Source organism: Streptomyces mangrovisoli, from assembly GCF_000974985.2.
GTDB lineage: Bacteria > Actinomycetota > Actinomycetes > Streptomycetales > Streptomycetaceae > Streptomyces > Streptomyces mangrovisoli.
The window spans coordinates 16,558-42,010 of sequence record NZ_LAVA02000051.1 but is presented as its reverse complement, the minus strand read 5'-3'; the positions used below and the strand labels follow the sequence as shown (position 1 = coordinate 42,010).

Here is a 25,453-nt window from a genome sequence, read left to right as displayed (position 1 = left end):
GGTGGGGAGGGGTGAGCGGGTCCGGGTGGGCGGCGGGGGTGGAGCCGGGCGGCTCCTCGGTCTCCGCCTCCAGGCTCTGCTGGGCCTCGGCGAGGGTGATACCGCGCTGGAAGGCCGCCATCAGGCCCGGGTCGTGCCCGGCCGGCTGATCGGATTCCGGCCGGGGGACCGGGCCGCCGCGCAGCTGGGGCGCGATGTGCTCCTGGGCCCGGCGCCGGGGCAGCCCCGGTTTGCCGATGGTGCCGCGCACCGCGCCGGTGCGCGGGGTGGGCGGCGCCGCGGTGTGCTCCTCGACGGCCCCGCGGTCGCCGGGGCGGATGCCCGGGACGGCCTCGGCGGGGTTGGGCCGCTCCCCCCGGGAGTCGCGTACGGGCAGCGGCGGGCCGCCGTGCGCGGTCCGCCCCTGCCGCCGGGAGGCCCGCCCGGACGGCGCCGGACGCTCCTTGCCGTTGCGGGCCTGCGGCAGGCTGATCCCGCCGGTCGAGGCCGACGGCTCCGGTACGGCGATCCGGCCGGTGGAGGTGAGGGGATCGGGTACGGCGATCCCGCCGGTGGAGGTCATCGCATCCGGGACCGCGAAGCCGCCGGTGGACGTGAACGGGTCCGGGACCGCGATCCCCCCGGTGGACGTCAGCGGATCCGGGACCGTGAAACCGCCCGTGGACGTCAGGGCGTCCCGTACCGCCGTCCCGTTCGCGGGCGGCAAGGCGCCCAGGGGGGCCGCGGCGATCGCGCCCGTGCTCGTCAGCGGGTCCCCGTGCGACGGCTGCGGGCCCTCGGTCCGTGCCGTCGGCGCGGCCGCGCCCGGCGCCGAGCCGAGCAGGCTCTGCGGGACGACGAGCACGGCCTGGACGCCGCCGTAGATGTTGCCCTGGAGGCGTACGTGGATGCCGTGTCGCCGCGCGAGCTGCGAGACCACGAACAGGCCGATGCGCCCGTCGGCCAGCAGGCTGGCGACGTTGACCTGGTCCGGGTCGGTGAGCAGGGTGTTCATCTTCTCCTGCTCGCCGACCGGCAGGCCGAGCCCGCGGTCCTCGACCTCGATGGCGAGCCCGGAGGTGACCAGGTTGGCGCGGAGCAGCACATGGGTGTGCGGGGCCGAGAACACGGTGGCGTTCTCGACGAGTTCGGCGAGGAGGTGGATCACGTCGGCGACGGCGTGCCCGCGCAGCTCCCCGTCGATCGGCGGGACGAGCTTGACCCGGGAGTACTGCTCGACCTCGGCGATGGCCGAGCGCAGCACCTCGGTCATGGAGACCGGGTTGCTCCACTGGCGCCGGGAGACCGCGCCGCCGAGCACCGCGAGGTTCTCCGCGTGGCGGCGGATGCGGGTGGCGAGGTGGTCGACGTGGAAGAGGCCCTTGAGCAGCTCGGGGTCCTCGATCTGGTTCTCCAGCTCGTCGAGCGTGGAGATCTCGCGGTGCACCAGGGACTGCAGGCGCCGGGCGAGGTTGACGAAGACCTCCAGCTTCTGCTCGCTGCCGGTCTGGCTGGAGAGCTGCGCGGCCTTGACGACGGCTCCGACGGCGCCCTCGTGGGCGCGCGCCAGGTCCGCCGCGAGCAGCTCGAAGTCGTCGGCGCCCTTCGGGGGTTTGCCGCGCGGCTTGCGCTGGGGCGGGCCCTCGCCCCGGCGCAGCGCCTCGACCAGTGCCTTGAGGTCCGCCTCGCCGCGCGCGGTGCTGCGGCGCAGGGCGGCGATGCGCTCGCTGACCGAGCCGGCCGCGCGGCCCGCGGCGACGGCGGCGATCACGATGCCCGCGAGGGCGACCGAGAGCGCCCCGGCGAGCACGATCCACAGGGCGGGGCCGGGGCGCGCGCCGGTGGAGCGGACCGTGAACAGGACGGCCGCGCAGGCGCTCAGGGCCACCGCGGTGGGGGGCAGTACGGCCAGACGCAGCAGCTGTGGCCGGATCTGGGCCTCGGGCGGCGCGGGCGCGGTGCGGACGACCGGCCGCCCGTGCCGGCCGCCCTCGCGGCGGTCTGCGCGTGCGGCCGGTGCGCGGAGGTGAGACATCGGCGTCCTCGAACTGGTCCGTCGGGCCTGTGGGTTCGCGCCTGTTGCGCGGGACGGGTGTGCGCCATGGCGTGCCGGTCGGGAGGGCCGCACCCCTGCGGCCCTGTGTCGCCCGGCGGACACTCACAGTAGTCGCCAACGCATCAGGTGTGATGGGCAGTTGACAAAGTCCCCCGAGGAGCGTCCCGCTCTGGTATGAGGGTTCGCACACAGGTCCGATGCCTGCGCGGCTGATGCGTCACAAACGGGACGAGGGATCGATCGAACCTGGTCGCAAGTGGTCGACAACGAACGGCGGGGGCTGGAGAGCCTCCGCGCTCTCCAGCCCCCGCCGTGGGGTGGTACGACCTCCGCGGTCAGCCCGCCGGGACGGTCTCCGGGGCTCCGCTCCCGTCGGCCTTGTCGTCCCGGGCGTCACCGGCCGTGTCCGCGGCGGCCCGGCCGGAACCGGCCGGGGCGTCGGCCGCGGCCCGCTCGGGGGCGCCCGGTCCGTCCTCCGCGGGCGCCTGCGCCGCCGTGTCCGCCGACGCGTCCGTTCCCTCCGCACCCGTCACCGCCGCACCCGCGGGCGCGGACCCCGCCGGCCAGCCGTCCCGCGGGGCGAGGGCGACCGAGCGCCACCAGGGCTCGGACGGCACCGTCCCGGCCGTCGGCTCGAAGGGCTCGCCGGGCCGGGGCAGGGCGACCCGGGCGCCCGCCGCGCGGCCGGCCGCGACCGTGCCCTCGCCGGGCTCCGCCCACGGGTGGGTCGCCAGGTTGAAGGTGCCCCAGTGGATCGGCAGCATCACGCCGTCCGGGCGGCCGCCCTGGAGGTCGAGATGGGCCCGCATACCCTCTTCAGGCGTCATGTGGATATCGGGCCAGAAGTCCGAGTACGCCCCGATCTGGATCATCGTGGCGTCGAACGGACCGTGCTCCGCCCCGATGTCCGCGAAGCCCTTGAAGTAGCCGGTGTCGCCGCTGTGGTAGATCCGGTGCCGCTCGCCCGCGACGACCCAGGAGGCCCACAGGGTGTGCTGCGTGTTGCGCAGGCCGCGGCCGCAGAAGTGCCGGGCGGGCGTCGCCGTCAGGGTGAGGCCGCCGACCTCGGTCGACTCGTTCCAGTCCAGCTCGCGCAGCCGCCCCGCGGAGACGCCCCAGTGCTCCAGATGGGCGCCGACGCCCAGCGGCACGGCGAACACCGTGTCGGTGCCGGCCAGCGCCTTGATCGAGGGCAGGTCGAGGTGGTCGTAGTGATCGTGCGAGATGACGACGACGTCGACCGGGCCGAGCGCGGCCAGGGGCAGCGGCACCGGGTGCAGCCGCTTGGGGCCGGCGAAGGCGAAGGGCGAGCAGCGGTCGCCCCACACCGGGTCGAAGAGCACCCGGCGGCCGTCGATCTCCGCGAGCACGCTCGAGTGGCCCATCCAGGTGAGCCGGAGGCCCGTGGCCGCGGGCTTGGCCAGGTCGGCGAGGGTGGTGGCGTGCACCGGGACGGTGCCCTTGGGGCCGCGGCGGGGCCGCTCGTCCTTGTCGAAGAACACCTTGGCGAAGTCGATCATCGACCCCGAGGGCCGGATCCGGGCGGTGCCCTCGGGGTTCTGGAACACCCCGTCCTTGTAGTGGGGGGATCTGCGGATCCGCGCCAGGCGCTCACCGCTCGGGTCCGCGCCGAACGCCGCGGGCCGCAGCGCACGGAGCCCGGAGCTCAGGGAACCCAAACCGGTCACGGTACCTCCAGGTGGGGTCGGTCAGGTTTTCCATTATGGTCGGCGCCCTCGGAAGCCCAGGTCACACGGCCCGCCCCGGGGTGTCCCCACGAGGGCACACACGGCCCTGACCTGGGCATACGAAGAAATCTTGGAGAATCCTGGGACTTCCCCGTGCGACCGCGGGCCGGCGTCGGCCGCGGTGTCGTGCGGGGCGTCCGGCCTGTTTCAATACTGGCGCCACACCGGCCTCGTACTGACCTCCGGTTCAGTGGGCCCGCCCGACGGCCGTCTCCGCCCCCACCCCTGGAGTCCCGCATGACCGCTCCGCTGCTCTCGCTCACCTGGACCGATCACGTCACCGCACGCCAGGGTTTCCTGGTCGTCGACCGGCTGGTGCGCGGGGTCGCCAGCGGCGGGCTGCGGATGCGGCCGGGCTGCACGCTGGAGGAGGTGGCGGGCCTCGCCCGCGGCATGAGCATGAAGGAGGCGCTGCACTACGACCCGGCCGGCCGCTATGTCCCGCTCGGCGGCGCGAAGGGCGGCATCGACTGCGACCCGCGGGACCCGGGGGCGTACGACCTGCTCGTGCGGTACCTGCGCGCGATGCGGCCGTACATCGAGAGCTGCTGGACCACCGGCGAGGACCTCGGGCTGAGCCAGGACCTCGTGGACCGGGCGGCCGTCGAGGCCGGGCTCGTCTCGTCCGTGCAGGCGGTCTACCCGCTGCTCGACGACGAGGCCGCGGCCCGCGAGCGGCTGGCGGACGCCTTCGCGATCGAGGTCGACGGCATCGGCCTCGACGAACTGGTCGGCGGCTGCGGGGTGGCCGAGTCGGTGCTCGCGGCGCTGGACCTGGCCGGCGTCCCGTACACCGGGACCCGGGTCTCGGTGCAGGGCCTCGGCACCATGGGCGGGGCCACGGCGCGCTTCCTCGCGCGGGCCGGGCTGACGGTGGTGGCGGTCGCCGACGTGAAGGGGACCGTCGCCAACCCGGACGGGCTCGACGTGGAGACGCTGCTCGCCGCGCGGGACGCCCACGGCACCGTCGACCGCGCGGCGTTGCGGCCCGCCGACCGCGAACTCCCGGGCGACGCCTGGCTGTCGGCGGACGCCGAGGTGCTGGTCCCGGCCGCCGTGTCGTACGCGATCGACGCCGCCGACCAGGGCCGGATCAGGGCCCGCCTGATCGTCGAGGCGGCCAACATGCCGGTGCTGCCCGCCGCGGAGGAACTGCTCGCGGCCCGCGGGGTGACCGTGCTGCCGGACGTCGTGGTCAACTCCGGTACGAACGCGTGGTGGTGGTGGACGCTGTTCGGCGACATCGGCGCGGACGCGCAGGAGGCGTTCGGCCGCACCCGCCGCTCCATGCGTGCGCTGATCGGCCGGGTGCTGGAGCGCGCGGAGGCCGACGGCAGCACGCCGCGGGCCGCCGCGCACGCGCTGGCCGAGGACCTGCTGCCGGTGATCGCGGAGCGCTACGGCCACTACCGCTGAGGCGGGTGGGGTGCGGGGTTGCCGTTAGGGTGGCCGCGTGGCGAGAGTGCGGTTGAGCGTGGCCGAGCGGCGTGAGGAACTGCTGCGGGCGGCCATCGGGCAGATCGAGGAGCGGGGCGTGGCGGCGGTCAGGATCGCCGACGTGGCCGCCGCGCTCGGGGTGAGCAACGCGCTCGTGCTGTACCACTTCTCGACGAAGGAGAAGCTGCTCGCCGCAGCCTTCGCGCACGCCGCCGAGGGCGACCTCGCGCATCTGCGCGGGCTGCTCGACCGGCGCACCACGGCGCTGCGCAGGCTGCGCGCGGCCGTGCGCTGGTACGCGCCGACGGGTCAGGCCAAGGGCTGGCGGCTGTGGATCGAGGGCTGGGCGGCGGCCCTGCGCGAGCCCGCGCTGCGGGAGGTCGCGCGCGGCCTCGACCGGCAGTGGAAGGCGGCGATCGCGGAGGTCATCGCCGAGGGCGTGGCCGCGGACGAGTTCCGCTGCCCGGACCCGACGGCCTCGGCCCTGCGGCTGACCGCGCTCCTGGACGGCCTGGCCGTCCAGCTCACGTCGTACACCGGCACGGTGTCGCGGGCGCGGGCTCAGCAGTGGGTCGACGAGGCCCTGGCCCGCGAACTGGGGCTGGAGGAAGCGGAGTTGAGGGCCTAGGGTCCCTCCGACCCTCCGGGCCGGGCTCCCGAATGCCCGTCTGCGGGTCGGTGGGGGCTGGTCGCGCAGTTCCCCGCGCCCCTTCAGGGCGTCCGGCCAGGGCGCCCCTTCAGGGGCGCGGGGAACTGCGCGAGAAGCCCCCACCGGCCCGCGGACGAACTCTCAAGCCCGCCGCAGGCGTCAGGCCACCGACTCGATGCGGGACTTGATCGCGTCGGGAGACATCGCGCCCTTCGCCGTCACGTGGTCGCCGGAGGACTCCCCGCGCAGGCGGCGGCCGATCCACGGCACCAGGTACTCGCGGGCCCAGTGGACGTCGTCCCTGCGGACCTCGAAGGTGCCGCGCGGCGGGAGCGGGGGCCAGGGCTGGTCGGGGTCGGCGGGCACCTCGACGCCGAGGACCTGGCCCGCGCGCAGCGCGACCCGGGTGTGGCCCTCGGGCGAGAGGTGCAGCCGGTCGCCGTCCCAGGCCCGCCGGTCCTGGACCGTCTTCAGCGACCACAGGTCGAGGACCGGGCAGCCGTAGCGGTCCGCGATGGCCCGGACATGTCCGTTGTACGTGGCGATCTTGCCGCGCAGGTGCTTGAGGACGGGTACGCCGCGGGTGTCGAAGCCGGTCGTCACCATGACCGTGCCGGCCGCGGCCGCGAGCCGCGCGACCGCCCGCTCGAACCGCTCGGCGACCTCGTCGGGGTCGGTGCCCGGCCGGAGGATGTCGTTGCCGCCCGCACAGAAGGAGACGAGGTCGGGTCCGAGTTCGAGGACCTGGGGCACCTGCTCCGCCACGATCTGGTCGAGCAGCCTGCCGCGTACCGCGAGGTTGGTGTAGCCGAACTCGCCCTCCGGGCGCCGGTCCGCGAGCAGTACCGCGAACCGGTCGGCCCAGCCGACGAACTGCCCGTCGGGGCCAGGGTCGCCGACGCCCTCGGTGAAGCTGTCCCCCACCGCCACGTACGACCCGATCACTGATCTGTTGTCACTCTTCGAATCGTCTGCCACAGCGATCCATGATTCACCCTGGGTTGTGACCTACGCGACCGTAGGCAGGGGTTGACGGGCGGTGACATAACCCACGCGCGCCATGCCGTCCATGGCGGAATACGCGCAGGGGCAGGGATGTTGACGCCGGGAACGTCCGGCCACCGGGCCGGGGCGCGCTCGGGGACATGCCGAAGGCCGGACCCGGGGATCGTGGGTCCGGCCTTCGGCGTTGTGGGGGGAGCGGAGCGGGGTCCGCGTCAGCCGACGGCCACGCCGTGCGAGCGCAGGTAGGCGACCGGGTCCACGTCGGAGCCGTAGTCCGGGGTGGTGCGGATCTCGAAGTGCAGGTGCGGGCCGGTCACGTTGCCGGTCGCGCCGGAGAGGCCGAGCTGCTGCCCCGGGGTGACGGACTGGCCCGCCGAGACGGAGATCTGCGACAGGTGGGCGTACTGGGCGTAGTAGCCGTCGGAGAGCTTGATGACGACCTGGTTGCCGTACGCGCCGCCCCAGCCGGCGCTGACGACGGTGCCGGTGCCGACGGCCTTGACGGTGGTGCCGGTGGGCACGACGAAGTCGACGCCGGTGTGGTAGCCGCTGGACCACATGCTGCCGGAGACGTGGTAGCCGGTGCCGATGCTGCCGCCGGAGACGGGCAGGACGTCACTGCCGGAGGTGGTGGTGGTCTTCTCGGCGGCCTGGGTGGCCGAGCTCGACTTCGAGGACGCCGAGGAGGACGACGACTTCGAGGCGGAGGAGGACGAGGAGGAGGACTTCGTGGTGCTCGCGGCGGCGCGGTGGCCGATCGACAGCTTCAGACCCGGGTGGATCAGCGACGGGTCGTCACCGACGGCCGTGCGGTTGTCGTCGTAGAGGCGCTGCCAGCCACCACTGACGTGGTGGTCCGCGGCGATCTTCGACAGGTAGTCGCCGGAGCGGACCGTGTAGGAGGTCACGGTCGCCGCGTCGGCCTTCTCCGCGCTCGCCGGAGCGGCCTGGACGGCCTTGCTCGTGACGGTCTGGGCGGCCGACTGGGGGGCGGCGTGGGCGCCGGTGGCGGCCATCAGCGGCAGCGCGAGCGCGGCGCCACCGGTACCGGCGACGGCTATCGAGCGGGTGAAGCGCAGGGACTTCGGACGGCGGTGCTTACCCTTCGCGGGCATGACGAATTCCTCTCCGGCGCCTACGAGGTGAGCTGTCGGGTTCGGACGGGAGATGTCCGGCCGCGCGGGGAGCGCGACTTCACCCCAAGCCTGTCTGCCGGGAACCGGCCCAGGCGTTCGTACCTGTGGGTCCCCCGCTCCTGCCGTGCACGGTCGAGTGTGTGCGGGCTCCGGGCGGCGGCAGGATTCGGCGGTCCGACCGGATTGATGGCGAACGTAGGCGACCGATACGCAAAGGGACAAGCAAGCCCTTCCCCGGACATGGGTTTCTCTTGATCCCTTACCGGAATTCACGGTCACCCTCCGTGCATTCCGCCCGATCTTCATGGGTCAATCGCCCAGAGAATCCGCATTGATTACGTGAGCATGACGGGCGACAGAGGGTCACGGTTATGACCCTGCTCACCCGCCGCCGCTCCAGGAATCCTTATTCCAGGCGGAGTTGTAATGAAGGTGCCAATTCGGACAGAAGCCTCAGATGCGGCAGTAGTGGAGAACTGCGGCATCGGCGCCGCCGCGCACACAACTCATTGCCCCAGGAATCCATGTCGTATCGTCAAAGGCGCATCCCGCCGGCCACCCGCGAGCCGCGCCGACGGGAGGGATGGGAGGAGCCCCCGTGACACAGCAGGTCCCCTCGACCGAGCCCGAACTGGCCGGAGTGCGCAATTTCCGGGACGTGGGCGGACTGCCCACGGTGGACGGGCGCCGGGTGCGCCGGGGCGTGCTGTTCCGCAGCGGCCACCTCGCGCACGCCACGACGGAGGACGCCGCCTTCCTGGCGTCCCTGGGCCTGCACACGATCTTCGACTTCCGCAACGCGGCCGACAAGAAGCTGGAGGGCCCGGACGTCGAGCTGCCCGGCGTGCGCAATGTGAGCCTGCCGCTGAGCGACCCGGCCGACGGCGCCGAGTTCTGGCGGATGGTCCGCGACGGCGACATCGAGCAGCTGCGCACGATCCTCGGCGACGACAAGGGCGCGGACCGGATGATCGGCTCCTACCGCCGCATCGTCACGGAGCGCACGGGCGAGCACTCCCGTGTGCTGCACGCCATGGCCGAGGACAGCGTGCCGGCCCTCATGCACTGCGCGGCGGGCAAGGACCGCGCGGGCCTGTCGATCGCCGTGACCCTGCTCGCCCTCGGCGTGGAGCGGGACGCGATCCTCGCCGACTACCTGGAGTCGAACGCCACGCACCGCCGCTACAAGGTGCGCCGCAGCAGCTCCGACGCGGCGGCCTACTCCCCCGAGGTCATGGAGCTGCTGAGCCCCCTCTTCGACGCCCGCGCGGAGTATCTGAGGGCGGCGCTGGAGACGGTCGAGGAGACCTGGGGCGGCGTCGACGCCTATCTGGCGCAGGGCCTCGGCGTCACTCCGGAGACCCGGGAGCTGCTGCGCGAGCGCCTGCTGGACTGAGTGTGGCGGGGGTCACTTCGCCCCGACGGTGAACAGCAGGTAGACGAAGGCCGCGAAGAGGTGGCCGACGGCCAGGTAGATGATCAGCCGGATCCACAGGGCGCGGGGGAACTTCTCTTCGATGTTGCTCACGGCGTGATCTCCGTCGGGTCGGTGGGCGGGCGAGGGGAAGCAGGTCCGGGCTGCTCAGTGCGGGACCGAGGCCGCGGGCCCCAGGCACAGGGCGGCCGTGGGGCTCTGCAGCAGGGTGTGGACGAACAGCAGGTCGACCCCGTCGTGGTCCGCGGCCGCGAGCCGGTGCGGGGTCAGCGAGTCGAAGTGCGCGCTGTCCCCCGGACCGAGCCGGTGCGTGGTGTCGCCAAGGCGCAGCACCAGCCGCCCCTTGAGCACGTAGAGCCACTCCTCACCGGGGTGCACGCGCACGATGTCGCCCTGCGAGCCGTGCGGGACGTGGACGCGCAGCGCCTGCATCCCGCGGCCGGAGGCGCCGGCCTGCCAGTAGGTCCAGCCGCCCGCCCGGGTGGGTTCCATGGCGTCCGCGCGGACGACGGCGTCCCGGTCGGCGACCGTCTCGCCGAGCAGTTCGGAGACTGTCGTACCGTAGACGCGGGCGAGCGCGAGCAGCATCGGCAGCGAGGGCTGGCGCCGGCCGGTCTCCAGCCGGGACAGATGGGCGGGCGAGAGCCCGGCCGCGGCGGCCGCGGCCTCCAGCGTGAGGCCGGCGCTCCGCCGCAGGGCCCGCAGCTGGGGCGCCATGGCGGGAAGCTCGGCGGGGGTTCCCGACGGAAGATCGCCGGGAGTGCCGGACGGCAGGTCGCCGGGAGTGCCGGACGGCACGTCGCCGGGGGTGCCGGACGGCAGGCCGCCAGGGGTTTCCGGTTCGCCGGGGCCGGCCGCTGAGGAGTCCATGACTCCATTCAGCCGCAGCTTTGCCTCTGCGGCAAATTTCTTGCCTCAGAGGCAAAACGCGACGGGAGGCACGCCGGGCGTGTCCGTCAGGCGCCGGTCACCGGTTGGCGACCGCCTGCTTGATCAGCGTCTTGCCGAAGTCCCACATCAGTCCGCCCCCGTTGTGCGCGTCGTCCATCACCTCGGTGAAGGCGTCGACGAACCGGTCCACGTCGCGCTCGCCGATGACGAGCGGCGGGATCAGTTTGATCACCTCCAGGTGGTCGCCGGAGACCTGGGTGAGGATCCGGTGCCGCTGGAGCAGCGGTACGACGACCATCTGCGCGAACAGTCCCTTGCGGGCGGCCTGGAGCATGGTCCAGCGGCTGCGCAGCCCGAGCGACGTGGGCCGGCCGAACTCGATGCCGATCATCAGGCCCCGGCCGCGCACGTCGGCCAGCAGCTCGTAGCGGTCGACCAGCGCGGCGAGCCGGGACTTCAGCTGCTCGCCCGTGGCCCGCGCGTTGGCGACGATCTGCTCGTTCTCCATGACCGACAGCACGGCGAGGCCCGCCGCCATGGCCTGGGCGTTGGACCCGAAGCTCGCCGAGTGCACCAGCACGCGGTCCATCGACGAGTAGACCTTGCGGAAGATCCAGTCCTTGCCGAGGGTGGCGCCGACCGGGACGTACCCGCCGGACAGCGCCTTGGCCACGCACACGAGGTCCGGCTCGACGCCCTCCTCGTGCTGGTAGGCGTAGAAGTCGCCGGTGCGGCCGAGGCCGGTCTGCACCTCGTCGGCGATGAGCAGCGCCTTGTGCCGGTGCAGCAGCTCCTGCGCGGCGCGCAGATAGCCGGGCGGCGCCTCGTGCACGCCCTTGCCCTGGATCGGCTCGACGATCAGGGCGGCCACGTCGCCCTTCTTCAGCTCCCGGGCGAGCGCGTCGAGGTCGCCGAGCGGGATCGCGGTGTCGGGCAGCAGCGGGGCGAAGCCGTCACGGAACCCGGACTCGCCGTTGACGGACAGGGAGCCGGTGGTCAGGCCGTGGAAGGCGTGGTCGCAGTAGAGGACGCGCGGCCTGCCGGTGGCGAACCGGGCGAACTTCAGGGCCCCCTCGACGGCTTCGGTGCCGCTGTTGCCGAAGAAGACCCGGTCCAGATGGGGGCTGTGCGCGAGGAGCCGCTCGGCGAGCAGGCCGGGCAGCGGCTGGCAGTCGAAGCGCGTGAGGTCGGCGAGCTGGGCGTCGAGGACGTCGTGCAGCGCCTTGCGGACGACGGGGTGGTGGCGGCCGAGGCCCATCACCCCGAACCCGGCGAGCATGTCGAGGTAGTCGTTCCCGTCGGCGTCCCAGAAGTGGGCGCCCTCGGCCCGCTCGTAGACCTTGTCGAAGCCGATGGTGTGCAACATGCGCGGGAGCTGGTGGTTGAGGTACTTGGTGTGCAGCTCGTAACGCTCGGCTCCGCGCTCGGCCAGCAGGGCGCCGAGGTCGAACTCCTTGCTCATTCCTTCTCCTTGACGTCCCTGTCGATGACGGCGCTCTCGATGACGCCGCCATCGATGTCGGCGCCCGTGGCGTCGGCGCCCTGAAGGGGCGCGGGGAACTGCGCGACCGGCCCGGACGGCGCCGCACCCGCCGAACTGCCCGCCGCCGCACGGCCTTCCGCGGCACCGTCCTCCAAGACACCGCGGCGAGCGAGCGTGGCCCCGATCCGCCCCGCGATCTCCACCGGCGTCAGCCCGATGTCGGCGAGCACCTCCCCCCGCTTGGCGTGCGCGAGGAACTGCTCGGGGATGCCGAACCGCCGTACCGGCACGTCGACTTCGGCGTCGCCGAGCGCGAGGGCGACCGCCCCGCCGACGCCGGAGGCGCGGCTGTTGTCCTCGACGACGGCCACCAGCCGGTGCTCGGCGGCGAGAGCGGGCAGCGCCGGGTCGACCGGTTTGACCCAGCGCGGGTCGACGACCGTGCAGGAGATGCCGCGGTCCTGGAGGAGGTCGGCGGCCTGGAGGCAGACGGGCGCCATCACGCCGACGGCGACGAGCAGCACCTCGGGCGTGCCGGGGCCCCGGTGCAGGACGTCGAGGCCGCCGATCCGGTCGATCGCCGGGATGTCGGGTCCGACCGACTCCTTGGGGAAGCGGACCAGCGTCGGCGCGTCGTCCACCGCGACCGCCTCGCGCAGCTGGGCGCGCAGCTGGTCGGCGTCGCGCGGGGCGGCGATCCTGAGGCCGGGCACGACCTGGAGCACGGACATGTCCCACATGCCGTTGTGGGAGGCGCCGTCCACGCCGGTGACGCCGGCCCGGTCCAGGACGAAGGTGACGCCGCAGCGGTGCAGGGCGACGTCCATCAGCAGCTGGTCGAAGGCGCGGTTGAGGAAGGTGGCGTAGACGGCGACGACGGGGTGCAGTCCGCCGGTCGCGAGGCCGGCGGCGGAGACCGCCGCGTGCTGCTCCGCGATGCCGACGTCCCACACCCGGTCCGGGAACCGCTCGGCGAACGGGCCGAGGCCGACGGGGTGGAGCATCGCCGCGGTGATGGCGACGACGTCGTCCCGTTCGGCGCCGATGCGCACCATCTCGTCGCCGAACACGGAGGTCCAGGAGGGGCCGCCGGAGGGCGCGAGCGGGGCGCAGGTCAGCGGGTCCATCACGCCGACGGTGTGGAAGTGGTCCTCCTCGTGGGCGAGGGCGGGTTCGTAGCCGCGGCCCTTCTCGGTGAGGCAGTGCACGAGGACCGGACCGTGGAAGCGCTTGGCGCGGCGCAGCGCGGACTCGACGGCCTTGATGTCGTGGCCGTCGATGGGGCCGACGTACTTGAGGCCCAGGTCCTCGAACATGCCCTGCGGGGCGAACGCGTCCTTGAAGCCCTTCTTCGCGCCGTGCAGGGACTCGTAGAGGGTGGCGCCGATCACCGGGGTGCGCAGCAGGACCTCCTTGCCCCAGGCCAGCACGCGTTCGTAGCTGTCGGTGGTGCGCAGGGTGGCCAGGTGGTTGGCGAGGCCGCCGATGGTGGGTGCGTAGGAGCGTTCGTTGTCGTTGACGACGATGATCAGCGGGCGGTCCTTGGCGGCCGCGATGTTGTTGAGCGCTTCCCAGGCCATGCCGCCGGTCAGCGCGCCGTCGCCGATGACGGCGACGACATGGCCGGTGCCGCCCTGCACCTGGCGGGCCTTGGCGAGGCCGTCGGCCCAGCCGAGGGCCGTGGAGGCGTGGCTGTTCTCGATGACGTCGTGCTCGGACTCCTCGCGCGAGGGGTAGCCGGACAGGCCCCCCTTCCCGCGCAGCTTGGAAAAGTCCTGACGGCCTGTCAGCAGCTTGTGCACATAGCTCTGGTGGCCGGTGTCCCACAGGATGCGGTCGACCGGGGACTCGAAGACCCGGTGCAGGGCGACGGTGAGTTCCACCACCCCGAGATTGGGCCCGAGATGGCCCCCGGTCCTGGCGACCGCATGCACCAGGAACTCCCTGATCTCCTCGGACAGTGCGCCGAGTTCCGCCTCGGACAGCGCCTTCAGGTCGCGTGGTCCCCGGATGTTCTCGAGAATGGTCACGCTCGGGCCCCCTCTCGGTCCGTGCCTTGATTCAACTCAGTCGGTCGGCTCAGCGAGCTTCAGGGCCTCCTCGATGAGGGTCTCCACGATCTTGGACTCGGGGACGGTCTTGATGACCTCGCCCTTCACGAAGATCTGGCCCTTGCCGTTGCCGGAGGCGACGCCGAGGTCCGCCTCGCGGGCCTCGCCCGGCCCGTTGACGACGCAGCCCATCACCGCGACGCGCAGCGGCACTTCGAGCCCGTCGAGGCCGGCCGCCACCTGGTCGGCGAGTTTGTAGACGTCGACCTGCGCGCGGCCGCAGGACGGGCAGGAGACGATCTCCAGCCGCCTCGGGCGCAGGTTCAGCGACTCCAGGATCTGGATGCCGACCTTCACCTCCTCCACCGGGGGCGCCGACAGCGAGACCCGGATGGTGTCGCCGATGCCCTCGGCCAGCAGCGCGCCGAACGCGACGGCCGACTTGATCGTGCCCTGGAAGGCGGGTCCGGCCTCGGTCACGCCGAGGTGCAGCGGGTAGTCGCACTCCGCGGCGAGCTGCCGGTACGCCTCGATCATGACGACCGGGTCGTTGTGCTTCACCGAGATCTTGATGTCCCGGAAGTCGTGCTCCTCGAACAGCGACGCCTCCCACAGGGCGCTCTCCACGAGCGCCTCGGGGGTGGCCTTGCCGTACTTCTGGAGCAGCCGCCGGTCCAGCGAGCCCGCGTTCACGCCGATCCGGATCGGGGTGCCGTGGTCCTTCGCGGCCCGCGCGATCTCGCGCACCTTGTCGTCGAACTGCTTGATGTTGCCCGGGTTCACCCGGACCGCGGCGCACCCGGCCTCGATCGCCGCGAAGACGTACTTCGGCTGGAAGTGGATGTCCGCGATCACCGGGATCTGCGACTTGCGGGCGATCGTCGCCAGCGCGTCCGCGTCGTCCTGCGTGGGGCAGGCGACGCGGACGATCTGGCAGCCGGACGCGGTCAGCTCGGCGATCTGCTGGAGGGTGGCGCCGATGTCGGACGTACGCGTCGTCGTCATCGACTGGACCGACACCGGGGCACCGCCCCCGACGGTCACCGGTCCGACCTGGATCGCCCGCGACACGCGTCGCGCGGCGACCGGCCGGGCCGGGACCTCGGGGACGCCCAGGGACACGGCCGTCATGGCGTCACTCGCGGTTTCCGGAGACCGTCTCGCGCATGGCGCGCAGCGACTCCTTGAGGGATCCCATGGTGGCGAGCACGGCGGTGGGCTCGTAGCCACAGTGCGCCATGCAGTTGGCGCAGCGCGGGTCCTTGCCGCGGCCGTACTTGTCCCAGTCGGTCTTCTCGATGAGTTCGCGGTACGTCGGCACGTAGCCGTCGCTCATCAGGTAGCAGGGGCGCTGCCAGCCGAAGAGGGAGTAGTTGGGGATCGCCCACGCCGTGCAGGGGAAGTCGACCTTGCCCTCCAGGAAGTCGAGGAACAGGGGCGAGTGGTTGAGCCGCCACTTCTTCCGGTTGCCGCCGGAGAAGGCCTTCTTGAACAGCTCGCGGGTCTGCTCGACGCCGAGGAAGTGCTCCTGGTCGGGGGCCTTCTCGTAGGCGTAGGCGGGCGAGATCATCATCTCGTCGACCTTGAGGTCGTCGTTGAGGAAGTTGAGCACCTCGATGATGGTCTGCGGGGTGTCGGTGTTGAAGAAGGTCGAGTTGGTGGTCACCCGGAAGCCGCGCCGCTTGGCCTCCTTGATGGCCGCGACCGCCTCGTCGAACACGCCCTCCTTGGCGACGGACTCGTCGTGCCGCTCGCGCAGCCCGTCGATGTGCACGGCGAAGGCGAAGTACGGGGAGGGGGTGAACTTCTCCATCTTCTTGCGCAGCAGCATCGCGTTGGTGCAGAGGAAGACGTACTTCCTCTTGGCCACCAACTGGCGCACGATCTCGTCGATCTGAGGATGCATCAGCGGTTCGCCGCCGGCGATGGAGACCATCGGCGCACCGGATTCGAGGACGGCGCCGACGGCCTGGGCGACCGGCATGCGCTGCTTGAGCACGCCGGCCGGGTGCTGGATCTTTCCGCATCCCTCGCACTTGAGGTTGCAGGCGAAGAGGGGTTCCAGCTCGACGATGAGCGGAAACTTGTCCCGCCTGCGAAGCTTCTGTTCAGCCAGGTAGGTAGCGACCTTGATGGACTGGCGCAGCGGCATGGCCATACGGCTCACCTCCGGGGGAGCAGCAAAGAACGGTGCCATTCGAAGAAAGCGGGAAGTACGGACCGAAGCACGCGGAAGGCTGATATTCCTCCGCGTACCGTGCCGATCCGGACGAGTTCATGTTCAGGAGCGTCCACGACCACCCGGACGGCCGCAACCGGGCGTTCGCCCACGTGCACGGCGCTCAGCAGGGTGGCGGCGGACTCCATGTCGACGGCGATCGCGCCGGTCGCGAGCAGGTCGGACCGCTCGTGGCCACGGACGACGTGGTCGGATCCGGTGAGCGGCCCGGTGTGCACGGTGCGTCCGGGCAGGGCCCGCACCAGCTCCTTGACCAGCAGTTCCACGCCGACGCACGGCACGCTGCCGCGCGGGTCGCGGGTCTCCTCGGCGACGACGAGGTCGCCGGGGTGCATGCCGGGGGCGAGCCCGGCGCAGAAGCCGGTGGCCAGCACGGCCGCGTCGGTGAGCACCGGGTCGGCGAGGACCCGGGTGACCGAGCGTTCGGCGGCCTTCGGCCCCATGCCCGTGCGCAGCACGGTGACCGGCCCGCCCGCGCCGCCGCGGTCGCTCATGCGCAGGGCGAGGTGCTCGATGCCGAGCGCGCAGGCGATCAGCAGCGGGGCGGAGACGGGCTGTGTGCTCATCAGCCCCCCTCGGCCTCGGTGCGTGGCGCTGCGCCCGCGGCTTCCTGGTGCACGTAGCGGCCGAGCGCGGTGAGCGGGAAGACCTGCCGGTACAGGTGGTAGTTGATGGAGAAGTCCCAGGGGAAGCCGGTGCCGGTGAAGTACGGCTCGTCCCAGGAGCCGTCCTCGCGCTGGGTGGCGGCGAGCCACTCGATGCCGCGCTCGACGGCCTTGGAGTCCCGCTCCCCGGCCGCGAGCAGGGCCATCAGCGCCCAGGCGGTCTGGGAGGCGGTGGACGCGCCGCGGCCGCTCCACTCCCCCGCGTGCTTGTAGGAGCGCAGGTCCTCGCCCCAGCCGCCGTCGTCGTTCTGGACGGTCTCCAGCCAGGTGACCGCGCGGCGGATCGCGGGGTGGGAGACGGGGAGTCCGGCGGCGGTGAGGGCGGGGACCACGGACCCGGTGCCGTAGACGTAGTTGACGCCCCAGCGCCCGAACCACGAGCCGTCGGGCTCCTGTTCGGCGAGGAGCCATTGGATGCCGCGCCGGGTGCGCGGGTCGTGGGAGAGGCCCTCGAAGGCGAGCATCTCCACGACGTGCGCGGTGACGTCGGCGGACGGCGGGTCGATGACCTCGCCGAAGTCGCAGAAGGGCAGCCGGTTGGGGAATCTGCTGGTGTTGTCGCAGTCGAAGGCGCCCCAGGCGCCGTTCCTGGACTGCATGCCGAGGTTCCAGCGCACCCCGCGCCCGATGGCCTTCTCCACCCGCTCGGGGTCGTGGTGGCGGACCCGGCGCAGCGCCAGGACCACCTCGGCGGTGTCGTCGATGTCGGGGTAGTTGTCGTTGTGGAACTCGAACGCCCAGCCGCCGGGCGGCAGTCCGGGCCTGCGCACCGACCAGTCGCCGGGGCGTACGACCTGTTCGCCGAGCATCCAGTCGGCGGCCTTGACGAGTTGCGGGTGGTCGGCGGGCAGGCCGGCGTCGGCGAGGGCGATGGTGGCGAGACAGGTGTCCCAGACCGGTGACTGACACGCCTCGATCATCCGGGCGCCGTCCTCGCGCCAGATGGCGTAACGATCCAGCGATTCCAGCCCGGCCCGCATGACGGGGTGTTCGAGGTCGTAGCCGAGCAGGTACAGCGCGATGACCGAGTACACGGCCGGCGGCTGGATGCCGCCCCAGCAGCCGTCGTTCTCCTGGCGTTCGACGATCCAGCGGGCGGCGGTGTTGAGGGCGGCCTTGCGCAACCGGCGTACGGCGACGGCGCGGTAGCCGCGCACCACCTTGTCGAGTCGCTGGAACAGGCCGTCCCAGGTGGTCGCCGGAGCCAGCGGCTGCGGCGGGTTGGGCAAGGCGGGGTCGGTGTGCAGTTCGTCGAGCGGGAACGGCGCGGGGCGCACGGGCCGCTTGGCGGAGACGACGGTCAGGGGAACGATGGTCTGCCGGGCCCAGCAGCCGAAGTTGTAGATGTTGAGCGGGAACCATTTAGGGAAGTACAAGAGTTCCGGGGGAAGTTCGGGCAGGTCCTCCCATTTCCACCAGCCGAACAGCGCCAGCCAGATCCGGGTGAAGACACGGGCGGCGGCGATCCCGCCCCGCTCGCGGACCCAGGCGGAGGCCTTCGCCATGTGGGGGTCGTCGGGTGCGTCGCCGGCCAGCCTGAGCGCGACGTACGCCTCGATGGTGGCGGAGAGTTCACCGGGGCCGCCGTAGAAGGTGGCCCAGGTGCCGTCCTCGCGCTGCTCGCCGCGGATGAACAGGGCGGCGGCCTGGGTGGTCGCCTCGTCGCGGATGCCCAGGAACTGGCGGAGCAGCAGGTCTTCGGCGTCCATGGAGACATTGGTCTCCAGGTCGCCCTTCCACCAGCCCTGGGCGTCCTGGCGGGACAGCAGATGGTCGGTGGCGCGCCGGACGGCGCGTGCGGCGGCTTCTTGTACCCCGGCCGTCACGGGCGTGGTGAGCTGCGTTTCGCTGGCCGAGGCTGCGCGGGGCGGCAGGGCCCCGGTGCTTCCGTCGGTCGTCGCTGTCATGGCTTCCCCTTCGTGCAGTCGTGCAAGTCGTGCTGCTGTGGGTCCGCCGTCGGCCGGTGCGTCTGGTGTGCTCGGAGCACCGGCCGGCGACTACGCGAGGGTTTTCCGACCGATAATGATCATCTCTTTCGTACGACGACGAAGTCGGCGAGCGCGACGAACTGCTCGCGCACCCGGTCGGGCATGTCGACGGCGTCGAGGGCTTCGACGGCGACGGTGTGCTGGCGGCGCGCTTCCTCCGTGGTCCACTCGCGGCCGCCGGCCTCCTCGATGAGGGCCGCGCGGGCGGCGAACTCCTCCTCGGAGAAGGTGGCGAAGTCGCTGCTCTTGGCGTCGGCCGCGAGGATCTCGCCGAGCCGTTCCGAGGCGGGGCCGCCCGCGGCGAGCGCGGCGACGACCGGCAGGGACTTCTTGCGCTGGCGCAGGTCGCTCCAGGTCTGCTTGCCGGTGGAGACCGGGTCGCCCCAGATGCCGAGCAGGTCGTCGACGGCCTGGAAGGCGAGGCCGAGGTGGTAGCCGTACTTCTCCAGGGTGTCGGCGGTGCGGTCGTCCGCACCGCCGAGCACGGCGCCGATGGAGCTGGCGCAGGCCAGCAGGGCGCCGGTCTTGTTGCCCTCCATCTCCAGGCACTCCGCGACGCTGACGCGGTCGCGGTGCTCGTAGGAGATGTCCTGGGCCTGACCGTCGATCAGGGCGCGGGTGGCGCTGGTCAGGCGGCGGGTGGCGCGGCCGGCCTCGACGGTGCCGAGTTCGAGGAGCACCTCGTTGGCGAGGGCGAACAGCGCGTCGCCGACCAGGATGGCCTGGGCGGGGCCGTGCACCTTCCAGACGGTGTCGCGGTGGCGGCGCTGCTCGTCGCCGTCCATCAGGTCGTCGTGCAGCAGCGAGAAGTTGTGGACCAGTTCCACCGCGACGGCGCCGGGGATGCCGGCCTCGGGCGCGGCACCGGTGACCTCGGCGGAGAGCACCGCGAGGGCGGGCCGCACGGCCTTGCCGCCGTCACCGGAGGCGGGGTTGCCGGCGGCGTCGATCCAGCCGAAGTGGTAGGCGGAGACGGTGTCCATGGGAGGCGCCAGCCGGTCGACGGCCGCCCGCAGTACCGGTGTGGACAAGGTCCGGCCACGCTCCAGGAGCGCGGTCACGTCCACCGCGTTCTCTCGAGCGGCCGTCTCGGCCGGGGGCACAGTGGGCACAGTCTCTCCTCTTGTTGCGGTACCGGGAATGCGGGGTCCGACCCCGTGCTCGCTGAGCGTCATGCCGCCTCCTCGACGTCGAAGAGGGCACGGGGGCGGGGCCTGCCCAGCGCGGCGAGCGCGGCGTCGGCCGCGTTCACCCCGCTGCGGACCGCGCTCTCCATGGTCGCGGGCCACCCGGTGGCGGTCCACGCTCCGGCCAGGTACAGGCCGGGGGCCTTGGTGCGGGCGCCGGGCCTCAGCCGTCCGACGCCGGGGGTGGGAGCGAACGTCGCCGTGCGCTCCCGGGTGACGAAGAAGTCCTGGACCGCGGCGCGGCGGGCACCGGGCAGCAGCCGTTCCAGCTCGGGCAGGTAGCGCTCGCGCAGGGTGGCCACGGGGGTGTCGATCTCGTCCTGGGCGGCCGACTGGGACAGCGCGAGGTACTGGCCCTCGCGCAGGCCCGAGGCGTCGGTGCGGTCGAAGACCCACTGCACCGGGGTGCCGAGGGCGGCCACGAAGGGCGCGTCGAGGACCTTGCGGTCGTAGACGACATGGACGTTGAGGATCGGCGCGGTGCCGATCGCGAGCAGGTCCTCGGGGGCGTCGAGGGCGCCGTCCGGGAGCAGGTCGTGGGCCTCGCGCTGGGCGACCGCGAGGACGACGGTGTCGGCCAGGTGCGTCTCGCCGGGAACCTGAACGCTCCAGATCCCGTTTTCGTTGGTAGAGACGGAGGTGACGCGTGTACGGACCTCGGTACGGACGCCCGCGGAGTCGAGCGCCTTGCGGGCCAGCCGGTCATGCAGTTCCCCGAGCGGGACGTGCGCCCAGCCGATGTCGGCCGCGCCCGGGTCGGACAGCAGACCGGTCTTGAACACCATCGCGGCGAGCCCCAGCGAGGCGTCGCCCGCGACCGCGTTGAGGGTGGCGACCCCGACCAGGTCCCACAGGGCCTCGACGGCACGCGCCGACTGACCGTGCGCGGTCAGCCAGCTGCCGAAGTCCTGTGCGTCCAGTGCCGGATCGGCGAGGTCGAGTCCCTTGAGCGCGAGCGCGGCGCGGCCGACCCTGGCCCGCTCGGCGAGCGACAGGTGCGGGTAGGTGGCGAGCGAGCGGCCCAGATGCAGCGGCACGGGCAGCGGATCGCGCCGCAGCCTGCCGAGCCGCCGCCCCTCGGGCCTGGTCACGTCGAGTACGGGCACGTCGAGACGATCCTGCAGCGGTGCCAGCGCCGCGCCCTCGATGCGGTCGAGGAACCAGCGGTAGGCGGTGCAGCAGCGCAGGTAGACGTGCTGGCCGTTGTCGACGGTCAGTCCGCCGCGCTGGAAGGAGAAGGCGAGGCCGCCCAGTCTCGGCCTGCCCTCGAGCAGGGTGACGCTGACACCCGCGTCCGCGAGCGCGAGAGCGGCGGTGATGCCCGCCAGCCCGCCGCCGATCACGACCGCGGTGCGCCCGCGTGTTCCGGCCGGTCCGGACGGCCCGGTCGGTACGGGTACGTCCGCAGGCGGCCCCTCGGACCGCGTGCCGTCGTTCATCGTGCGCCCTCCCCTGCCCGGCCGCGCCGCCGGTGGACCGGGGCGGCGCCTGCCGTCGCAGTCAGGGACGCCGGGCCGCGGCGGAGGGTTGCCCGCCGTTTTCCAGGGCCCGGGTCGGATGGCACCGCTTTGTCCATCAGGCGCGCCTCCTGACGGTCCTGCGGGACACATGGCGGGCGTCCAGGCCCGACAGACCGCGCACGGCGACATAGGCCTTCTCGCGTCCGGGCAGCGAGACCCGGCCGCGCAGCGTCGCCTCCGGCTCGCGCTCGATGCGGTCGAGCAGCCTGCGGTAGATGCCGGCCATCGCGGCGACGCACGCGCCGCTGCGCCGGTCGAGCAGGGGGAGCAGCCGGTAGCCCTCGGCGAAAAGGGTGCGGGCCCGGCGGACCTCGAAGTGCACGAGGCCCGCGAAGTCGGAGCCCTCCGGTGGCGTCGCCCCGGCGAAACCGGCCGAGCAGCCGAACTTGGCGAGGTCGTCGGCGGGCAGATAGGTCCGCCCGCCCTCGGCGTCCTCGCGTACGTCCCGGAGGATGTTGGTCAGCTGGAGCGCGAGGCCCAGCGTGTCGGCGTACTCGGGGGCGCGCTCGGCGCCGCGCGCGCCCGGTGCGGTGCCGAACACGCCGAGCGAGAGCCGGCCGATGGCGCCCGCGACACAGCGGCAGTAGACCTTCAGGTCGTCCCAGGTCTCGTAGGTCTCGCCGCGGACGTCCATCAGCACGCCGTCGATCAGCTCGTCCAGGCCGTCGAGCGGGATCGGGAACCGGTCGGCGGCATGGGCGAGCGCGACCGCGACGGGGTCGGTGTCGTCCTCCTCGACGCGGCCCTCGCGGACCCGGGTGAGCAGCGCCCGGGTCTCCTCGAGCCGCGCGGTCTTCACGTCGTCGGCCAGCGTTCCGTCACCGATGTCGTCCACGCGCCGGGAGAACGCGTAGAGCGCGGACATCGCGCGGCGCTTCGGCGCCGGCAGCAGCCGGATGCCGTAGGCGAAGTTCCGGGCCTGCTGCCCGGTGACGGCCTCGCAGTAGCTGTAAGCGGCGAGTACCGGTGCGGACGCGTGCTGATCGAACTCCACGGTCCGGATCACCCCTCTCCTCGCAAGGTCACGCCCACCTCACGCAGCAGCCGGATCTTGCCGGGCTTGGGCGGGCCGGGAAGTACGTCGTATTCGGCGGCGACGATCGCGTGGACCGCCGCCCTTCCCCCCGCCACGAACCCCGCGAGCAGCAGCTTCAACCTGCCGTGGACGCTACCCACGAGGGGGGCGCCTTCATTCAGGAGATCGCGGGCGCGTTGCGCTTCGTATGCGACCAGTGCGCGTACGGAGGCGCCCGCGGAGGGCGTGGCGAGATCCGCCTCCTGGACATGGAAACGTTTCATGTCCTCGGCGGGAAGGTAGATGCGGTCGCGGCCGAGGTCCTCGGCGACGTCCTGGAGGTGCTCGACGATCTGGAGCGCGGTGCAGATCGCGTCGGAGCGGCCGATCCGCTCGGGGGTCGCGGTGCCGGTGACGGCGAGGACCAGGCGGCCGACGGGGTTGGCGGACAGCTCGCAGTAGGCGAGCAGGTCGTCGTAGGTCTCGTACCGGCCGACCAGCTGGTCCTGGCGGTTGGCGGCGATCAGGCCGAGGAAGGGCTCGGGGGTCAGCGCGCAGCGGCGGACCGTGGGCTGCAGGCGGCGCAGCAGGGGGTGGCGGGGGGTGCCGTCGAAGACCCGCCGCAGGTCCGCCTCGAAGGCGTCGAGCATCGCGAGCCGGTCGTCGGCCGCCTCGGGGGCGACGCCGAGCAGGCGGGCGTCGGCGCCGCCGGGGGCGAGGTCGCCGTCGCCGATGTCGTCGACCAGCCGGGCGAAGCCGTAGACCGCCATGAGGTCGTCGCGCCAGGCGCGGGGCAGGAAGAAAGGTGCCACGGGGAAGTTCTCACCCGCGGCCTTCTCCAGGGTGGCGCGCTCGGGATCGCCGGTGCGCGCGGTGTCCGCTCCCGTCACCGTCGGCTGCCCGCGGCGGGGACGGCACGTGCTGCGTTGAGCTGGGGAGTTTCCGTAGCCATTGCCGTCACATCTCCCGTTCTACACCGCCGACCCAATACACACTATTTCGGACACGCCGCCCGGCGTCCCGCCCGGCGGCCCTGACAGAGGGTGTCGCGCATTATCGCCCTACTTGCCGCGTTTAGGGACCGGTACAGCTTACGTTGTACAACGCATGGAGCTGACGGGGGGTGTCCTGCACATCACAACAACACACCGATTGGTGTCAAGATTCCTACGCCGGGCGCGAGTTGACGCTTCCTTTGCAGACGCGGGGCCCCGCCGGACAGTTCCGGCGGGGCCCTCGGCGTGTCGGCACCGGGATCGGGCTACTTGCCCGTGAACTTCTCGTACTCCTTGAGCACCTCTTCGGTGGGGCCGTCCATGCGCAGCTCGCCGCGCTCCAGCCACAGCACGCGGTTGCAGGTGTCGCGGATCGACTTGTTGTTGTGACTCACCAGAAACACCGTGCCGGCTTCCTTGCGCAGCTCGCGAATGCGCTCTTCGGAACGTTTCTGGAACTTGCGGTCACCGGTGGCGAGGGCCTCGTCGATCATGAGGACGTCGTGGTCCTTGGCGGCGGCGATGGAGAAGCGCAGCCGGGCCGCCATGCCGGAGGAGTAGGTGCGCATCGGCAGGGTGATGAAGTCGCCCTTCTCGTTGATGCCGGAGAAGTCGACGATCTCCTGGTAGCGGGCCTTCACCTCCTCGCGGGTCATGCCCATGGCGAGACCGCCCAGGATGACGTTGCGCTCGCCGGTGAGGTCGTTCATCAGCGCCGCGTTGACACCGAGCAGCGAGGGCTGGCCGTGGGTGTAGACCTTGCCGCTCTCCGCGGGCAGCAGACCGGCGATCGCGCGCAGCAGCGTCGACTTGCCGGAGCCGTTGGAGCCGATCAGGCCGATCGCCTCGCCCTTGTAGGCGACGAAGGACACCCCGCGCACGGCGTGCACCTTGCGCACGCCGCGCTCCTCGCCCCGCTTGACGATCCGGCTGAGCGCCGAGGTGGCGCTGCCCTTGCCGGACTTCGCGCCGTTCACGCGGTAGACGATGTGCAGGTCGTCCGCGATGACTGTGGGGTACACGGTCCCCTGGGTCGGTTCAGCCACGGCCGTACCTCTCCTCCGCCTTCCAGAAGTACACGAAGCCGCCGATGGAGACGGTCACGGCCCAGAACAGGGCCAGCGCCCAGACGTGCGGCGGCAGGTTGGAGGCGCCGTAGCCGTCGATGAGCGCGAAGCGCATCAGGTCCATGTAGACGGCGGCCGGGTTCGCCTGCATCGCACGGATGAACAGCTCGGAGCGGCCCGCCAGCAGGTGGCTGATGGAGAACATGACCCCGGACAGGTACATCCAGGTGCGCAGGATGAACGGCAGCAGCTGCGCGAGGTCGGGCGTCTTGGCGCCCATCCTCGCGACGATCAGCGCGAGCCCGGTGTTGAACAGGAACTGCAGCGCGAGGACCGGCAGGATCAGGAACCAGGACAGGCCCGGGTAGCTGCCGAAGGCGATCGTGACGACGAACAGCACGATCATGGAGAACAGCAGCTGCTGGAGCTGCTGGAGCGCGAACGAGATGGGCAGCGAGGCCCTCGGGAAGTGCAGCGCGCGCACCAGGCCGAGGTTGCCGGAGATCGCCCGTACGCCCGACATGATCGAGCTCTGCGTGAACGTGAACACGAACACGCCGGTGACCAGGAACGGGAAGTAGACGTTCTGCGGCAGACCGCGGTTGGCGTGCAGGATGACGCCGAAGATGAAGTAGTACACGCCCGCGTTGAGCAGCGGGGTCACCACCTGCCACAGCTGGCCGAGCTTGGCCTGGCTGTACTGGGCGGTCAGCTTCGCCTGCGAGAAGGCCAGGATGAAGTGACGCCGTCCCCACAGCTGGCGCGCGTACTCGGCCAGCGAGGGGCGGGCGCCGCTGACGGCCAGCCCGTACTTCGCGGCGAGCTGCGCCGCGGTCAGTTGCTGGTCGGGCGACACCGTCGCGCGCGGCGCGACGGCGTCCTGCGTTGTCTCACTCACGGGTGGATC

The 25,453-nt window shown here is 72.2% G+C and carries 22 protein-coding genes and 1 riboswitch; of the genes, 3 read left to right on the top strand and 19 right to left on the bottom strand.

Features of this window, described 5'->3' with window-relative positions; genetic code table 11:
• Nucleotides 1-2,014 (bottom strand): sensor histidine kinase (locus tag WN71_RS40025; protein ID WP_107469718.1); only part of this gene is annotated, 2,014 nt, incomplete at its 3' end.
• A 356-nt stretch (nucleotides 2,015-2,370) separates the two neighbouring features.
• Complete coding sequence (locus tag WN71_RS22060) at nucleotides 2,371-3,723, bottom strand: MBL fold metallo-hydrolase (RefSeq protein WP_046588486.1); 1,353 nt, start codon at nucleotides 3,721-3,723, stop codon at nucleotides 2,371-2,373.
• Between the two features lie 297 nt (nucleotides 3,724-4,020).
• On the opposite strand from WN71_RS22060, the gene WN71_RS22055 reads away from it, so the two are divergent.
• Together WN71_RS22055 and WN71_RS22050 are read left to right on the top strand one after the other, a co-directional pair.
• Entirely contained in the window at nucleotides 4,021-5,199 is a 1,179-nt protein-coding gene (locus WN71_RS22055; protein WP_046588488.1) for a Glu/Leu/Phe/Val dehydrogenase dimerization domain-containing protein, read from the top strand.
• Between the two features lie 37 nt (nucleotides 5,200-5,236).
• Nucleotides 5,237-5,848, top strand: coding sequence for a TetR/AcrR family transcriptional regulator (locus tag WN71_RS22050; protein ID WP_079178020.1), 612 nt, complete (start codon nucleotides 5,237-5,239; stop codon nucleotides 5,846-5,848).
• 180 nt (nucleotides 5,849-6,028) lie between these two features.
• Here WN71_RS22050 and WN71_RS22045 read toward each other — a convergent pair whose 3' ends face one another.
• On the bottom strand, nucleotides 6,029-6,814 hold the full coding sequence (locus WN71_RS22045) for an SGNH/GDSL hydrolase family protein (RefSeq protein WP_046588492.1): 786 nt from the start codon (nucleotides 6,812-6,814) through the stop codon (nucleotides 6,029-6,031).
• 272 nt (nucleotides 6,815-7,086) lie between these two features.
• Nucleotides 7,087-7,989 (bottom strand): M23 family metallopeptidase, encoded by a 903-nt coding sequence (locus WN71_RS22040; RefSeq protein ID WP_046588495.1) that lies wholly within the window; start codon nucleotides 7,987-7,989, stop codon nucleotides 7,087-7,089.
• A 4-nt stretch (nucleotides 7,990-7,993) separates the two neighbouring features.
• A riboswitch (cyclic di-AMP (ydaO/yuaA leader) is annotated at nucleotides 7,994-8,155 on the bottom strand.
• A gap of 453 nt (nucleotides 8,156-8,608) precedes the next feature.
• Here WN71_RS22040 and WN71_RS22035 point away from each other — a divergent pair.
• Complete coding sequence (locus WN71_RS22035; protein WP_046588498.1) at nucleotides 8,609-9,406, top strand: tyrosine-protein phosphatase; 798 nt, start codon at nucleotides 8,609-8,611, stop codon at nucleotides 9,404-9,406.
• 12 nt (nucleotides 9,407-9,418) lie between these two features.
• Here WN71_RS22035 and WN71_RS22030 read toward each other — a convergent pair whose 3' ends face one another.
• The 15 genes from WN71_RS22030 to WN71_RS21965 all read right to left on the bottom strand — a co-directional run bounded on the left by WN71_RS22030 (nucleotide 9,419) and on the right by WN71_RS21965 (nucleotide 25,444).
• Nucleotides 9,419-9,538 carry a DUF6126 family protein gene (locus WN71_RS22030; RefSeq protein WP_046588501.1) on the bottom strand — a complete coding sequence of 40 codons (120 nt, stop codon included), beginning with the start codon at nucleotides 9,536-9,538 and terminating at the stop codon, nucleotides 9,419-9,421.
• A gap of 54 nt (nucleotides 9,539-9,592) precedes the next feature.
• Complete coding sequence (locus WN71_RS22025) at nucleotides 9,593-10,162, bottom strand: helix-turn-helix domain-containing protein (RefSeq protein WP_046588554.1); 570 nt, start codon at nucleotides 10,160-10,162, stop codon at nucleotides 9,593-9,595.
• 250 nt (nucleotides 10,163-10,412) lie between these two features.
• A complete protein-coding gene (locus WN71_RS22020) occupies nucleotides 10,413-11,798 on the bottom strand; it encodes an aspartate aminotransferase family protein (protein ID WP_046588502.1) in 1,386 nt (461 codons plus the stop codon).
• Complete coding sequence (gene dxs, locus WN71_RS22015; RefSeq protein WP_240529715.1) at nucleotides 11,795-13,849, bottom strand: 1-deoxy-D-xylulose-5-phosphate synthase; 2,055 nt, start codon at nucleotides 13,847-13,849, stop codon at nucleotides 11,795-11,797. Before dxs ends, WN71_RS22020 begins: the two co-directional genes overlap by 4 nt.
• Nucleotides 13,850-13,885: 36 nt before the next feature.
• Complete coding sequence (gene ispG / locus WN71_RS22010) at nucleotides 13,886-15,001, bottom strand: flavodoxin-dependent (E)-4-hydroxy-3-methylbut-2-enyl-diphosphate synthase (RefSeq protein WP_046588504.1); 1,116 nt, start codon at nucleotides 14,999-15,001, stop codon at nucleotides 13,886-13,888.
• Nucleotides 15,002-15,005: 4 nt separating this feature from the next.
• Nucleotides 15,006-16,028 carry an adenosyl-hopene transferase HpnH gene (hpnH, locus tag WN71_RS22005; RefSeq protein ID WP_046588506.1) on the bottom strand — a complete coding sequence of 341 codons (1,023 nt, stop codon included), beginning with the start codon at nucleotides 16,026-16,028 and terminating at the stop codon, nucleotides 15,006-15,008.
• A gap of 5 nt (nucleotides 16,029-16,033) precedes the next feature.
• Entirely contained in the window at nucleotides 16,034-16,675 is a 642-nt protein-coding gene (locus WN71_RS22000) for a phosphorylase family protein (RefSeq protein WP_046588509.1), read from the bottom strand.
• Nucleotides 16,675-18,681 (bottom strand): squalene--hopene cyclase, encoded by a 2,007-nt coding sequence (gene shc, locus WN71_RS21995; RefSeq protein WP_046588512.1) that lies wholly within the window; start codon nucleotides 18,679-18,681, stop codon nucleotides 16,675-16,677. The genes WN71_RS22000 and shc overlap by 1 nt, the downstream gene beginning before the upstream one ends.
• A gap of 119 nt (nucleotides 18,682-18,800) precedes the next feature.
• The gene (locus WN71_RS21990) at nucleotides 18,801-19,865 is read right to left on the bottom strand and encodes a polyprenyl synthetase family protein (protein ID WP_046588514.1); all 1,065 of its coding nucleotides are present in this window, start codon (nucleotides 19,863-19,865) and stop codon (nucleotides 18,801-18,803) included.
• Between the two features lie 68 nt (nucleotides 19,866-19,933).
• A complete protein-coding gene (gene hpnE / locus WN71_RS21985) occupies nucleotides 19,934-21,388 on the bottom strand; it encodes a hydroxysqualene dehydroxylase HpnE (RefSeq protein WP_079178019.1) in 1,455 nt (484 codons plus the stop codon).
• Nucleotides 21,385-21,525 (bottom strand): DUF6380 family protein, encoded by a 141-nt coding sequence (locus tag WN71_RS43480; protein ID WP_420856517.1) that lies wholly within the window; start codon nucleotides 21,523-21,525, stop codon nucleotides 21,385-21,387. Before WN71_RS43480 ends, hpnE begins: the two co-directional genes overlap by 4 nt.
• A complete protein-coding gene (gene hpnD, locus WN71_RS21980; RefSeq protein WP_046588516.1) occupies nucleotides 21,525-22,475 on the bottom strand; it encodes a presqualene diphosphate synthase HpnD in 951 nt (316 codons plus the stop codon). The genes WN71_RS43480 and hpnD overlap by 1 nt, the downstream gene beginning before the upstream one ends.
• Nucleotides 22,472-23,374, bottom strand: a complete 903-nt coding sequence (gene hpnC / locus WN71_RS21975) for a squalene synthase HpnC (RefSeq protein WP_071369870.1) — start codon at nucleotides 23,372-23,374, stop codon at nucleotides 22,472-22,474. Before hpnC ends, hpnD begins: the two co-directional genes overlap by 4 nt.
• Before the next feature lie 371 nt (nucleotides 23,375-23,745).
• Nucleotides 23,746-24,525, bottom strand: a complete 780-nt coding sequence (locus tag WN71_RS21970) for an ABC transporter ATP-binding protein (protein ID WP_046588521.1) — start codon at nucleotides 24,523-24,525, stop codon at nucleotides 23,746-23,748.
• A complete protein-coding gene (locus tag WN71_RS21965) occupies nucleotides 24,518-25,444 on the bottom strand; it encodes an ABC transporter permease (RefSeq protein ID WP_046588523.1) in 927 nt (308 codons plus the stop codon). Before WN71_RS21965 ends, WN71_RS21970 begins: the two co-directional genes overlap by 8 nt.
• Between the last annotated feature and the right edge of the window lie 9 nt (nucleotides 25,445-25,453).